This is a genomic window from Streptomyces sp. NPDC006283, from assembly GCF_040613325.1.
Lineage (GTDB): Bacteria > Actinomycetota > Actinomycetes > Streptomycetales > Streptomycetaceae > Streptomyces.
Genome location: NZ_JBEXRZ010000198.1, coordinates 1 through 13841 on the forward strand (window position 1 = coordinate 1; position 13841 = coordinate 13841).

11 protein-coding genes are annotated in these 13841 nt (G+C 71.0%); 5 read left to right on the forward strand and 6 right to left on the reverse strand.

Annotated elements, in window-relative coordinates:
- The 3 genes from ABZ070_RS29120 to ABZ070_RS29130 all read right to left on the reverse strand — a co-directional run.
- A partial coding sequence (locus ABZ070_RS29120) for an ABC transporter ATP-binding protein (RefSeq protein WP_356638322.1) occupies positions 1-1918 on the reverse strand: 1918 nt, incomplete at its 3' end.
- The gene (locus tag ABZ070_RS29125; protein ID WP_356638323.1) at positions 1915-3648 is read right to left on the reverse strand and encodes an ABC transporter ATP-binding protein; all 1734 of its coding nucleotides are present in this window, start codon (positions 3646-3648) and stop codon (positions 1915-1917) included. The genes ABZ070_RS29125 and ABZ070_RS29120, both read right to left, overlap by 4 nt.
- Positions 3649-3660: 12 nt before the next feature.
- Entirely contained in the window at positions 3661-4272 is a 612-nt protein-coding gene (locus tag ABZ070_RS29130) for an NAD(P)H-dependent oxidoreductase (RefSeq protein ID WP_356638324.1), read from the reverse strand.
- Positions 4273-4585: 313 nt separating this feature from the next.
- On the opposite strand from ABZ070_RS29130, the gene ABZ070_RS29135 reads away from it, so the two are divergent.
- Complete coding sequence (locus ABZ070_RS29135) at positions 4586-4873, forward strand: hypothetical protein (protein ID WP_356638325.1); 288 nt, start codon at positions 4586-4588, stop codon at positions 4871-4873.
- A gap of 144 nt (positions 4874-5017) precedes the next feature.
- Here the strand turns inward: ABZ070_RS29135 and ABZ070_RS29140 are convergent, their stop codons facing one another.
- Positions 5018-5806: a TSUP family transporter gene (locus tag ABZ070_RS29140; protein ID WP_356638326.1), complete on the reverse strand. Its 789-nt coding sequence runs from the start codon at positions 5804-5806 to the stop codon at positions 5018-5020.
- A 277-nt stretch (positions 5807-6083) separates the two neighbouring features.
- Between ABZ070_RS29140 and ABZ070_RS29145 the strand changes: the two genes are divergently transcribed.
- Genes ABZ070_RS29145 through nirD form a run of 3 tightly spaced genes read left to right on the forward strand, consistent with a single transcriptional unit; the run spans position 6084 to position 10271 of the window.
- The gene (locus tag ABZ070_RS29145; RefSeq protein ID WP_356638327.1) at positions 6084-7310 is read left to right on the forward strand and encodes an FAD-dependent oxidoreductase; all 1227 of its coding nucleotides are present in this window, start codon (positions 6084-6086) and stop codon (positions 7308-7310) included.
- 1 nt (position 7311) lies between these two features.
- Positions 7312-9903: a nitrite reductase large subunit NirB gene (gene nirB / locus ABZ070_RS29150; protein WP_356638328.1), complete on the forward strand. Its 2592-nt coding sequence runs from the start codon at positions 7312-7314 to the stop codon at positions 9901-9903.
- 5 nt (positions 9904-9908) lie between these two features.
- Positions 9909-10271 (forward strand): nitrite reductase small subunit NirD, encoded by a 363-nt coding sequence (nirD, locus tag ABZ070_RS29155; protein WP_356638332.1) that lies wholly within the window; start codon positions 9909-9911, stop codon positions 10269-10271.
- 135 nt (positions 10272-10406) lie between these two features.
- Here nirD and ABZ070_RS29160 read toward each other — a convergent pair whose 3' ends face one another.
- Positions 10407-10829, reverse strand: a complete 423-nt coding sequence (locus tag ABZ070_RS29160; RefSeq protein ID WP_356638329.1) for a VOC family protein — start codon at positions 10827-10829, stop codon at positions 10407-10409.
- A gap of 254 nt (positions 10830-11083) precedes the next feature.
- Here ABZ070_RS29160 and ABZ070_RS29165 point away from each other — a divergent pair, with 254 nt between their 5' ends.
- Positions 11084-12244 (forward strand): alkaline phosphatase PhoX, encoded by a 1161-nt coding sequence (locus ABZ070_RS29165; RefSeq protein WP_356638330.1) that lies wholly within the window; start codon positions 11084-11086, stop codon positions 12242-12244.
- Here ABZ070_RS29165 and ABZ070_RS29170 read toward each other — a convergent pair.
- Complete coding sequence (locus ABZ070_RS29170) at positions 12214-13233, reverse strand: winged helix-turn-helix domain-containing protein (RefSeq protein ID WP_356638331.1); 1020 nt, start codon at positions 13231-13233, stop codon at positions 12214-12216. The genes ABZ070_RS29165 and ABZ070_RS29170 overlap by 31 nt on opposite strands.
- Positions 13234-13841: the final 608 nt, after the last annotated feature.

The window sequence follows — 13841 nt, forward strand, 5'->3', positions numbered from 1 at the left end:
CCGGCGCCGGAAAGGGGGCCGCCGGTCCCCAGGGATCCGTCAACGCGGACGGCAAGAAGGTCCGGCCCACATGGACACCAAGCCCCGAAGGCAAGAGCCGGGCGTACGCGCCGCCGAGGGCCAGCAGCTCGTCGTGGGTGCCCTGCTCCACGATCCGCCCGGCCTCCATCACCAGGATCACGTCCGCGTCCCGGATCGTGGAGAGCCGGTGCGCGATGACGAAACTGGTGCGTCCCTGGCGCAGGGAGGACATCGCGCGCTGGATGAGCACCTCGGTGCGGGTGTCCACCGAGCTGGTGGCCTCGTCGAGCACGAGGATGGAGGGTTCGGTGAGGAAGGCGCGGGCGATGGTGAGGAGTTGTTTCTCCCCCGCGCTCAGGCCGGACCCTTCCTCGTCGACGACGGTGTCGTAGCCGTCGGGCAGCGTACGGATGAACCGGTCGGCGTGGGTGGCCATCGCGGCGGCGACGACCTGTTCCCGGGAGACGTCACCCGGCACCCCGTAGGCGATGTTGTCGGCGATCGTGCCGCCGAACAGCCAGGTGTCCTGCAGCACCATCCCGATCCCGGCGCGCAGTTCGTTCCGCGACATCCGGGAGATGTCGACGCCGTCGAGCAGGATGCGGCCGCCCGTGACCTCGTAGAACCGCATCAGCAGGTTGACGAGGGTGGTCTTGCCCGCCCCGGTCGGGCCGACGATCGCGACCGTCCGGCCCGGTTCGACGGTGAGCGACAGGTCCTCGATCAGCGGCTTGCCGGGCTCGTAGCGGAAGGCCGCCTTCTCGAAGGTCACCCGCCCCGCGGCCCTGCCGTCCTTCGCCGGCGGGCGCTGCGGCCGCTCGGGCTCCGCGGACTCCTCCTCGGCGTCCAGCAGGTCGAAGACACGCTCGGCGGAGGCCACGCCCGACTGGAGGAGGTTGGCCATCGCGGCGACCTGGTTGATGGGTCCGTTGAACTCGTAGGAGTACTGCACGAAGGCCTGGACGTCGCCGATCGACAACGACCCGGAGGCCACGCGCAGTCCGCCGACGACCGCGATCAGCACGTAGTTGAGGTTGCCGACGAAGCCGAGGGCCGGCTGGATGAAGCCGGACATGACCTGGGCGCGCAGACTCGAGGCGTACAGCTGCTCACCGAGCTCGTCGAAGGTCCGTACGGCCTCCTCGCGGCGGCCGAAGGAGCGGACCTCCGCGTGACCGGTGTACATCTCCTCGACATGGGCGTTCAGTCTGCCCGTCACGGACCACTGCCGGACGAACTGCGGCTGGGCCCGCCTGCCGATGACCGCCGCCACCAGCACCGACAGTGGCACGGTCGCCAGAGCGACCAGGGCCAGCAGCGGCGAGATCCAGAACATCATCGCCAGGACGCCCACGATGGTGAGCACGGCCCGCACCATCTGGCTGAACGCCTGCTGCATGGTCTGGGTGATGTTGTCGATGTCGTTGGTGGCGCGGCTGAGCACCTCGCCGCGCGGCTGCTTGTCGAAGTAGGCGAGCGGCAGCCGCGACAGCTTCGTCTCCGCCTGCCCGCGCAGCCGGTGGCCGAGGCGCTGCACGACGGTCATCGCGAGCCGCATCTGGATCAGGGTGAGCCCGGACGAGAGGGCGATCAGGAGGAGGACGGCGGCCAGCACCTCGCCGACCGCCCGGAAGTCGACGCCGCCCGGCCCGGCCGCGCCGTCGACGACGAGGTCGGTGGCGTGACCGAGGATTTTCGGTGCGAGTACGGCGAGGGCGACGGCTCCCGTGCCCGCCGCGAGGACGCCGAGGAGCAGTGCCCGTTCCGGTGCGGTCGTGCGCAGCAGTCGCAGGCCGGACGCGCGGAAGTTCAGGGACCGTTCCAGGGCGGGCGAACCGATGCCGCCGGGGCCGCGCTGCTGCACGGCCGGGCCGCGGCGCTGCGGTGCGGGGCTCATGCGGCTTCCTCTCCTGTGAGCTGGGACAGCACGATCTCCCGGTAGGTGCCGCTGTCCCTCATGAGTTCGTCGTGGGTACCGCTGCCGACGACGCGGCCCTCCTCGAGGACGACGATCCGGTCGGCTTCGCGGATGGTGGACACGCGCTGGGCGACGATCACGACGGTCGCTTCGGCGGTCTCCTGGGCGAGTGCCCGGCGCAGGGCCGCGTCGGTGGCGTAGTCGAGTGCGGAGAAGGAGTCGTCGAAGAGGTAGACGGCGGGCCGCGCCACCAGCACCCGGGCGATGGCAAGGCGTTGGCGCTGCCCGCCGGAGAGGTTGGCGCCGCCCTGGGCGACGGGGGCGTCGAGGCCGGCGTCGAGCTGCCGTACGAAGTCCGCGGCCTGGGCGACCTCCAGTGCGTGCCAGAGCTCTTCGTCGGTGGCGTCCGGCTTTCCGTACCGCAGGTTGGAGGCGACGGTGCCGGAGAAGAGGTACGGCTTCTGGGTGACGAGTCCGACGGTGCGGGCGAGCAGTGCCGGGTCGAGGTCCCTCACGTCCGCTCCCCCGACCCGCACGTCGCCACCGGTCGCGTCGAACAGCCGTGCCGCCAGACTCAGCAGCGTCGTCTTGCCGCTGCCGGTGGAGCCGATGACGGCGGTGACACTGCCGGGCCGTGCGCTCAGGGTCACGTGCCGCAGGACGGGCTCCTCGGCACCCGGGTAGGTGAAGTCGATGTCCTGCAGACGGAGTTCGCCAGGCCCGTGCAGCCGGTGCACGGGGGCTGCGGGCGGCATGACGCTCGGCTCGGTGTCGAGGATCTCCCGGATGCGCTCGGCGCTGACCTCCGCGCGCGGCAGATGCATCATGAGGAACAGCCCCATCATCACGGCCATCAGGATCTGCGTCAGATAGCCGAGGAAGGCGACGATCGAACCCGCCTGCAGCGAGCCGGAGTCGAGCCGGTGGCCGCCGGTCCAGATGATGGCGACGGTCGCGAACTCCCAGACGATCAGGACGGTCGGGAACATCAGGGCCTGCAGCCGGCCGGCCCGCAGACCGGCGGCCAGGAGCGCGTCGTTGGCCTGCCCGAAGCGCTGCTGCTCGTGCCGGTCGCGGACGAAGGCACGGATGACGCGGATGCCCGTGATCTGCTCCCGGATCACCCGGTTGACCAGGTCGATCCGCTTCTGCATCGAACGGAAGACCGGCGGCAGGCGTCGGACGATCACCCCGACGGACAGGGCGAGGACCGGTACGAACAGCAGCAGGAGCAGGGCCAGGGGAACGTCCTGGGAGATTGCCATCGCGATGCCGCCCAGGCACATGAGCGGTGCCGCGACCAGCATGGTCAGGACGAGCAGGGCGAGGGTCTGCACCTGCTGGACGTCGTTGGTGGTGCGGGTGATCAAGGACGAGGCGCCGAAGCGTCCCACGTCGCGCACCGACAGGTCCTGGACGTGCTGGAAGACGGCGGAGCGCAGATCCCGGCCGATGCCCATGGCGATCCGTGCGGAGCAGTGGACGGCGGCTGCCGCGGCGGCGACCTGGAGGACGGTGACGGCGATCATCAGGGCGCCGGTGGACAGCACATGGCCGGTGTCGCCGCGCAGTACGCCGTTGTTGATGATGTCGGCGTTGAGGGTGGGCAGATGGAGGGCGGCCAGGGACTGGATCAGTTGGAGGAGGACGACCAGCGCGATCGTCCGGCGGTAGGGGCCCAGACGGGCGACCACGAGTTTCAGCAGCACGGCCCGTCGTCCTCAGCTCGCGTACGGGCGGACGGACTTGGCGGACCGCAGGGCATCGCCCCACCAGGCGAGCTGGTCCAGCATCGTCTTGGCCGCGGCGTCGGGGGCGCTCGGGTCGCGGTGGTTGCCGGCGTCGTCGAAGAGGGCGCCGGCGTTGTGGAAGGACACCGTGTCGCGGACGGTGACGGCATGCAGCTCGGCGAAGACCTGGCGCAGCTGCTCGACCGCGCGCAGCCCTCCGGAGATACCGCCGTAGGAGACGAAGCCGACGGGCTTGGCCTGCCACTCGGTGAAGTGCCAGTCGATGAGGTTCTTGAGGGCGGCGGGGAAGGAGTGGTTGTACTCGGGGGTGAGGACGACAAAGACGTCGGCGCCGGCGAGCTGCGGGGTGACCTTGGCCAGCTCGGCCGTCACCTGGGGCGAGGGGTTGTAGGAGAGCGCGGTGGGCAGGTCGGCGTCTGCGAGGTCGACGACCTCGACGGAGAAGTCCTCGCGCCGCGCGGCGCGGGAGAGGAACCATCGGGCGACGGTGGGCCCGAAGCGGCCGTCGCGGTTGCTGCCGATGATGACGGCGAGCTTGAGAGGGGCGGGGACGGTCGGGGTGTCAGGCGTGTTGATGTCCATGCCGAGGAGCTTGGTACCTCAAGTTTGATTGAGGTCAAGCGCTGTCTGCGATCTGTCTCGCCGGGCCGTTCGCAGCGCCCGGCAGCCCGGCCGGTGAAAGGAGGCCCGGCGCCTGTCACCCGTTCGGTCCGGTGGGCGCGACACGCCCGGCCAGCGCGGCACCAGCCTCCGCGACCTGCGGCGACGCACCCTGTCCAGGGCGCCACGCCGTGCCGGACGACGGAATCTGATTTGCCATCAGCAGGCGGGGTTCCCGGTGTGCCTCTTACCTCTGGAAGGACGACACACCGCACCACGCGCTCCCGGAGGTCCCATGCGCACCACCGCCCGCCCGCCGACCGGCAACGCGACCGTGCCCGCCACGGCCGGTTCCTGTGTCCACGGGGCCTGCGGCAGGGGCTTCGGAGAACCCGAGGTGTCCCCGTCACCCGCCGCCCCGGGCACGAAGCCCCGGACGAGCGGGCCTGTCATATCCGGTGTCGGCGAAGGCGTGGGTGCCGACACCACCAAGATCGCGGCGGGCGCGGCGGTACTGACCGCAGCCGCCGTGGGCGGAACGCTGCTCCTGCGCCGCCGGGCGAGCGGCGCGCAGAGAGGCTGACGGACCGGTACCCCTACCGTCCCTCGTACCGCCGGATCCCCCGCTCCCGTCAGGCCCCGAGCCGACGGGGGCGGGGCGACTTCTGCGGGCGGCGACGCTCAAGGCCGGCCGCTTCGCCGGCCTCACGCCGTCACTTCGCCGGCCTCACGCCGTCCACTGGTCGAAGCCGAGCTTCGCGACCAGCGAGAAGACGACGACCAGCAGCACCCCTCGGACGAACTCGCTGCCCTTCCGCAGCGCCATGCGGGCCCCGAACATGCCCCCTGCCAGATTGAACACGGCCATCAGCGCGGCGAGCTGCCACAGCACGGTGCCCTGGTAGGCGAACATCGCGAGCGCGCCGCCGTTGGTGCACACGTTGACGATCTTGGCGGTGGCCGAGGCGGTGACCAGATCGAGATGGAGCACCGCGGTGAGCGCCAGGACCAGGAACGTGCCGGTGCCCGGGCCGAACAGGCCGTCGTAGAAGCCGATGCCGCCGCCGACGAGAACAACCGCCGTGACGGCGCGGGTGCGGGTGACGCGCCGCTCGTCGGTGCCGGCGGCGGCCGTGCCGAACGACGGGCGCAGCATCACGAACGCGGCGACGCCGAGCAGCACCACCATGATCACCGGACGCAGTACGTCGCTGCTGATGCCCGCCGCGAAGAACGCGCCACCCATCGAGCCCGCGAGCGCCGCGATCCCGATCCGTACCGCCGTCCTCACCCGCACCGGCGCCTTGCGCACATAGGTGACCGCCGCGCCGGCCGTACCGACGATGGCGACGGCCTTGTTGGTGCCGAGGACGTGCGCGGTCGGGACCTGCGGCAGACCGAGCAGCAGCGCGGGCAGGAGCAACAGACCGCCACCGCCCACGACGGCGTCGATCCAGCCGGCCACGGCGGCGGCGAGACAGAGGAAGACGAGGGTGGTCAGCGATATGTCGGGCACGGTGGCGACCCTACGGACGGGATACGTGTGCCGTCCAACGATCCGGGAAGTCTTGAGCGACCTCTGAGCTTGCGAAACGCCGAGCCCGGACGGGCCGGCACAGTCGGCCCCGCCCGCGTTCGAGGCGCGGGAGCCCGGGGCGCAGCCCCCGGTTTCGGCGCCCCGCGCAGGGCCCGCCCCCGCCTCACACCCCGTATCCGCCCCCGCTGAGCGCAAGGTTCCCCGCGGGAAACAGAAGGGGACCTGCCGGGTAACACCGGCGACGCACGCTGTTCGCATGACTTCGGAGATCGTGGTGATCGGCGGCGGGACGGCAGGCGCGCGGCTCGCGCGTCAGCTCGGCGCGGGCGCCCGCGTCACGGTCCTGGGCGAGGAGACGCACGCCCCGTACAACCGGGTGCTGCTCGCGGAGGTGCTCGCGGGGCGGTACGGCCCCGAGGTGATCGCCCTGCCCGAGGTGCCGGTGCGGCGCGGGGTGCGGGCGACCGCGATCGACCGGGACCTGCGGCTCGTGCACTGCGCGGACGGCACGACGGTGGCATACGACCGGCTCGTGCTCGCGACCGGGTCCAACCCGGTGCTGCCGCCGCTGCGCGGCATCGGCGCACCGGGCGGCCCGGGACTTCCCGACGGCGTCCACCCGTTCCGCACCCTCGACGACTGCGCGGCCCTGTCCGCGGCGGTGGGCCCGGGGACGCGTGCGGTGGTCGTCGGCGGCGGGCTGCTGGGCGTCTCCGCGGCCCGTGCGCTGGCCACCCGCGGCGCGAAGGTGGTGCTGGCCCAGCAGGGCGAGCACCTGATGGAACGCCAGCTGGACGTGTCCGCGTCCGGGCTGCTGCGCGCGCACCTGGAGCTCCTCGGCGTCGAGGTGCACACCGAGTGCCGGGTCCGCGGACTGCGGACCACCCCCGCGGGGTCGGTGGGCGCGGTGGTCCTGGCCGACGGTTTCGCGCTGGACGCCGAGATCGTGGTGCTTGCCTGCGGGGTGCGACCCCGTGTCGGTCTGGCCGTGGACGCCGGGCTCGAGGTGCGGCGCGGCATCGTCGTCGACGACGAGCTGCGCACCTCCGACCCGAGCATCCACGCCATCGGCGACTGCGCGGAGCACAACGGCGTCGTCCACGGGCTGGCGGGCCCCGCGCTGGAGCAGGCGGACGTCCTCGCGTCCGTGCTCAACGCCTCCGTGCCGGGCACCGGCGCAACGGCCCGCTACACCGGCACCCGGGCGCTGACCCGGCTGACGCTGGCCTCGTCGACGAGTCCGCTCGACCTGGCCGCGTTCGGCGACCCGACCCCCCGCCCGGGGGACGACGTCGTCCAGCTCGCCGACGCCACCCGGGGCGCGTACCGCAAGGTCGTCGTCCGCGGGGACCGGCTCGTCGGCGGCGTTCTGCTCGGGGATCTCGCGTCCGTGGGCGCGCTCGCCCGGGCCTGGGAGGGCGACGAGGCCCTGCCGGACTCCCTCCCCCTGCTCCACCTGCTCACCAATGATGGAGGCCTCTGACATGTCTGCGATGTCCACCACCCCCACGATCGTGGTCGTCGGCCACGGGATGGTCGGCCAGCGATTCCTGGAGGCCCTCGCCGAGCGGGGCGTCACCGGGCGGGCGCGGATCGTCGTGCTGTGCGAGGAGCCCCGCCCCGCCTATGACCGGGTCCGTCTGACCTCGTACTTCTCCGGGAACACGCCCGACGACCTGTCCATGGTCGAGGACGGCTTCATGGAGAAGCACGGGATCGAACTGCACCTGGACGACCCGGCGGAGACCGTCGACACCGCCGCCCGCATCGTCACCTCCCGCGCCGGCCGGACGATCGCGTACGACACGCTGGTGCTGGCCACCGGCTCGTACCCGTTCGTGCCTCCGGTGCCCGGCAAGGACGCGGAGGGCTGTTTCGTCTACCGCACCATCGAGGACCTCCTGGCGATCGAGGAGTACGCCAAGACGGCGCGCGTCGGCGCCGTCGTCGGCGGCGGTCTGCTCGGCCTCGAGGCGGCGGGCGCCCTCAAGGGCCTGGGCCTGGAGACCCACATCGTGGAGTTCGCACCGCGCCTGATGCCGGTGCAGGTGGACGAGGGAGGGGGCGCGGCGCTGCTGCGCACCATCGAGAACATGGGGCTGAGCGTCCACACGGGCGTCGGCACCCAGGAGGTCACGGCCGACGAGAACGGCGCCGTCAACGGCATGGCGCTCTCGGACGGATCGGCGCTCGCCACCGACCTGGTCGTCTTCTCCGCCGGCGTACGGCCCCGGGACCAGCTCGCCCGCGACGCGGGACTCGCGGTCGGCCAGCGCGGCGGCATCATCGTCGACGAGCAGTGCCGCACCTCCGACCCGGCGGTCTTCGCGATCGGCGAGTGCGCGCTGGCGGCGGACGGCCGGGTCTATGGTCTGGTCGCGCCCGGCTACGAGATGGCGGAGGCCGCGGCCGCAGCCCTGGACGGCGAGGTGTCGTCGTTCACCGGCGCGGACACCTCCACCAAGCTGAAGCTGCTCGGTGTGGACGTGGCCTCCTTCGGTGACGCGCACGGCGCGGCCGACGGCTGTCTCGACGTCGTGTACTCCGACTCCCGCGCCGGTGTCTACAAGAAGCTGGTCGTCGGTCCGGGGGGCGAGCTGCTCGGCGGAATCCTGGTCGGTGACGCCGAGTCCTACGGCACGCTGCGCGCCTTCACCGGTTCCGTGCCGCCGATGTCCCCCGAGCAGCTGGTGCTGCCGGCCGGAGCCGGCGCGCCGGTCGCGCTCGGCCCCTCGGCGCTGCCCGACGAGGCGGTCGTCTGCTCCTGCCACAACGTCACCAAGGGCACGATCCGCGGCGCGGTCACCGAGCACTCCTGCACGACCGTGCCCGAGGTGAAGAAGTGCACCAAGGCCGGTACGGGCTGCGGAAGTTGTGTCAAGGTCCTCGGCCAGCTCGTCAACGCCGAGCTGGAGGCGTCGGGTGTCGAGGTCGACAAGGGCCTGTGCGGCTGCTTCGGCCAGACCCGCCAGGAGCTGTACGAGATCGTGCGCGCTCTGCGCCTCACCTCGTACCAGCAGCTGCTCGACTCGCACGGCCGTGAGGCGGCCAGGGGCGGCAACGGGTGCGAGATCTGCAAGCCGACGGTCGGTTCGATCATCGCTTCGCTCGCACCGACGATCGGGGCCAGCGGCTATGTCCTGGAGGGCGAGCAGGCGGCGCTGCAGGACACCAACGACCACCACCTCGCCAACCTGCAAAAAAACGGCTCGTACTCGATCGTGCCGCGCATCCCCGGTGGTGAGATCACTCCGGAGAAGCTGATCGTCATCGGTGAAGTGGCCCGCGACTTCGGCCTCTACACGAAGATCACCGGCGGTCAGCGGATCGACATGTTCGGGGCGCGCGTCGACCAGCTGCCGCAGATCTGGGCACGGCTGGTGGACGCCGGCTTCGAGTCCGGGCACGCGTACGGCAAGGCGCTGCGCACGGTGAAGTCGTGTGTGGGGCAGACCTGGTGCCGCTACGGCGTGCAGGACTCGGTGCGCATGGCGATCGACCTCGAGCTGCGCTACCGGGGCCTGCGCTCGCCGCACAAGCTGAAGTCGGCGGTCTCCGGCTGCCAGCGCGAGTGCGCGGAGGCCCAGTCGAAGGACTTCGGCGTGATCGCGACGGCGAACGGCTGGAACCTGTACGTCGGCGGCAACGGCGGCGCGACCCCGCGCCACGCGGACCTGCTCGCCCAGGATCTCTCCGACGCCGAACTGGTCCGGCTGATCGACCGCTTCCTGATGTTCTACATCCGCACCGCCGACCGCCTCGAGCGCACCTCCACCTGGCTGGAGCGCATCGAGGGCGGCCTGGAGCATGTACGGGACGTGGTGGTGCACGACTCGCTGGGCATCTGCGCCGAGCTGGAGTCGCTGATGGCCGACCATGTCGCCGGCTACCGGGACGAGTGGGCGGAGACACTGAACGACCCCGAACGGCTGCTGCGCTTCGTGTCCTTCGTCAACGCCCCCGACACCCCGGACCCGACGGTGAAGTTCGTGCCCGAGCGCGACCAGGTCAAGCCCGACCTGCCGCTGCTGTCCATCCGCCCGCTGGAAGACGCCCTGGAAGGTGCCGCCCGATGACCGCAATGACGATCGCACCCGAGCAGCTCGCCCCCGAAACGGACACGCAGCTGCAGCTCCTGGTGGGCGACGAGTGGCTGGCGGTGTGCCCACTGTCCCGTCTCGTCCCGGGCCGGGGACTGGCCGCCCTGCTGCCCGACGGCCGTCAGGCGGCGCTGTTCCTGGACCGCGAGGGCCGGCCGTACGCCATCGACAACCGCGACCCGTTCACCGGCGCTCAGGTCCTCTCGCGGGGTCTGCTCGGTTCGCTGGCCGGCCGTCCGTTCGTCGCTTCTCCGCTGCTCAAACAGCGCTTCGACCTGGGGAGCGGCCGCTGCCTGGACGACGAGTCGACGGCGGTGACCGCGTACGAGGTACGGCTGCACTGAGCGGTCCGCCGCTCGAATACTCCGCTCACGCGTCGTCTGTCACTGCCCTGACTCTTCACGACGCGTGAGCGGCGATCCCCTGGGGAACCCCTGGAACCCATCGGTACCCCGGATCCCCTGCCGAGCGGCGCCCGGTCACTCGCCCTCAGCCATCGCCTGCTGCATCGCCTCGACGTCCATCCACGCGACCTCCCACATGTGGTGGTCGGGGTCCTGGAAGGAACGGTTGTACATGAAGCCGTAGTCCGCGGTGTCGTTGGCGGGCGAGCCGCCGGCGGCGAGAGCGGCGTCCACCAGCTCGTCGACCTTCTCCCGGCTGTCCGCGCTCAGGGCCAGGATGGCCTCCGTGGTGGTGGCGGCGTCGGCGATGTCCTTCTTGGTGAACTCCTTGAAGCGCGCCTCGGTCAGCAGCATCGCGAAGATGGTGTCGCTGAAGACGAGGCAGGCCGCGTTCTCGTCGGTGAACTGCGGGTTGAAGGAGTAACCCAGCTTGCTCCAGAAGGCCTTGCTGGTCTCGAGGTCCTTGACGGGCAGGTTGACGAAGATCATCTGAGGCATGGTGGTCTCTCCCGGTCGTGCGCCGCGGTGCGGTGCGTGCCTGTCGCCGCGAAGCTGTTCGCGGCGTTCGAGGGGGTAGACGGGCGGGACGACCGATAGTCATCGCCGCCGGGGAAGAATTTTTTCACAGGGCATGCCCTGCCGCCTTCACGCTCCGTTGAAGTGGGCGCAACCCTGTGCCCCTAGGTTCCTGCACCGCCCCACCCCGCGGTGCCGGCCGGCCCCGCGGGCGGTCATCCCAACTGGAGTGACAAGTGGAACGTCGCAGTTTCCTGCGCGGAGCGGTCGTCGGTACGTCAGCGGCAGCCTTCGGCTTCACGCTGTGGCAGGGCGCCGCCTCCGCGGCCCCCGCACAGCCCGGTTCCGGCCCCTACGGGGCGCTCGGCCCGGCGGACGCGAACGGCATCCAACTGCCGGCCGGGTTCACCAGCCGGGTGATAGCCCGCTCCGGCCAGCAGGTCGGCTCCACCTCCTACACCTGGCACAACGCCCCCGACGGAGGCGCCTGTTACGCCGACGGCACCGGCTGGATCTACGTCTCCAACTCGGAGATCAACCCCTCCGGTGGTGCGAGCGCGGTGAAGTTCTCCTCGACCGGAGCGATCACCGGCGCCTACCGGATCCTGTCCGGCACCCGCCAGAACTGCGCGGGCGGCAAGACGCCCTGGAACACCTGGCTGTCCTGCGAGGAGGTCAGCCTCGGCTACGTCTACGAGACCGACCCGTACGGCGTGAACGCCGCCGTGCGCCGTGACGCCATGGGCCGCTTCAAGCACGAGGCCGCGGCGGCCGACCCGGTGCGCAGGGTGATCTACCTGACGGAGGACGAGAGCAACGGCTGCCTCTACCGCTTCATCCCCACCACCTGGGGCAATCTGTCCTCCGGCACCCTCCAGGTGCTGATGGCCGGCACCGCGACCTCCGGTTCCTTCAGCTGGGCGAACGTGCCCGACCCGGACGGCTCCCCGACCGCGACGCGCAGTCAGGTCTCCGGGTCGAAGAAGTTCAACGGCGGCGAGGGCTGCTACTACGCCAACGACACCGTCTGGTTCACCACCAAGGGCGACAACCGGCTCTGGCAGCTCAACCTCACCTCGAACACCTATGAGCTGGCCTACGACGACTCGCTGGTCGTCGGTGGCTCCGCGCCGCTGACCGGGGTGGACAACGTCACCGGCAGCACGTCGAGCGACCTGTTCGTCGCGGAGGACGGCGGCAACATGGAAATCTGCGTGATCACCCCGAACGACGTCGTGGCGCCGTTCCTGCGGGTGGGCGGCCAGTCCGGGTCGGAGATCTGCGGCCCGGCCTTCTCGCCCGACGGTCGCCGGCTGTACTTCTCCAGCCAGCGCGGCACCAGCGGCAGTTCCTCGGGCGGCATCACCTACGAGGTGACCGGTCCGTTCCGCGCGTAGCGCTCGGGCTCCGGTGTGGCGCCGCCGCGCAGCAGGGCGGCGCCCAGCGGGGTGAGCGAGTGCAGCACCGCGTTGCCGTGGCGCAGGGTCACCACCAGGCCGGCCTCGCGCAGTACGGCGGCGTGCTGGCTCGCGGAGGCGAGGGAGACGCCCGCCCTGCGGGCCAGTTCACTGGTCGTACAGCCGTTGCGGATGGCCTGGAGCACCGCGGAGCGCGTATGGCCCACGAGGCGGCCCAGAGAGGCGGCCACGACCTCACCGGCAGCGGGCTCGTGACTGTGCGACAGCGGATAGACGAGGACCGGCGGCAGGGACGTGTCGCGGTAGACGACCGGTGTCCCCCGGCAGAAGAACGACGGCTGCAGGAGGAGCCCCCGCCCGTTCAGATGCAGTTCGCGGTCGACGGGATAGTCGGCCTCCAGGACGGGCGCGCGCCAGCGCAGCACCGGCGGCAGGGAGGCGAGGAGTTCGCCCGCGCCGCCGTCGAGCAGCGCGCGGCCCCGGGCGGCGCGGTCCGCCTCCACCCGGCCCAGGATGTGCGTCCAGTACGGCTCCACGGCCGCCTGGTAATAGGCGCGCAGCACGCCCACGAGCCGGGCGACCGACTCCGCCTTGCCCTCGGCGAGCGAGACGAGCCGGCCGGGCAGCGCGCGCAGCGGCGAGCGGTGGGCGGACAGGAGGGCCACCTCGGTGTGCAGGCGTGCCGGGGGTGTGTCCCGCAGCGCCTCGAGGCCCGGCTCGAGGCCCTCCGAGCCCTGCGGAGGCGTCAGGAAATCCGGGAAATAGCCGCGCTGGGGCACGAGCGCGGAGAGCAGTCGTGTTTCACTTTTCAACCGCTGCCGGGCTTCGGAGCGCCATTCACCGAAGGTCATTCCGCCCCTTCGGTCGCGCAATCGGTGAAAGCTGAGAATCGATTCCCACAAAGCGTCCGGCCTGGCCGCCATCCTCACTCGCGCCAGGTCGTCCGCATTGAAATGAATACGAAGCACTGAACCCCCATGTTGCACCCGCAATCGCCCCGATCACTGAGTATGCACGCAGTCACAGGACGTTACCACGGTGTTTCGGCCACAGTTGAAACGCCTCGCGTGGCCTGGGGGTCAACCGAAAAGCTGTACGACGTCGGGCATGAAACCTACTTCACCGATGTGACGCAGCGAGGACCGTGGGGGGCTTTGCGCGTCCGGCGGCGGTGTTGGAGGTTGCGGCTCCGTGTCCGGCACGGGTAATGGAGCGCGGTCGACGGGTGGGGATCCGTCGGCCGCGTTCCGTCCATATTTCACCGGCGCGAATGGCAGAAATTCGATTGCCGTTAAGACTCCGGACACACGCTGATACGGCGTTCAACAGTATTTCGACTGACTCACGATTCAACAGGAACCTCCCCGACCCAACAGGCACCGGAGCCGGGAAGGCGCCCGCGCACGCCGAAGGGGCGGGCGCCCCCGACCGGGCGCCCGCCCCTGCTTGTTGCCGCTCCCTGTACCTAGGGTCTCTCGTTTGGATCATGCCGGGCTCGCGGGCCCTGGCACCGCTCCCCCACAGCCTTCGGCGTGGGAGGTGCCCCCACGCCGCGTTGTCGTCAGTCGGCATGGCT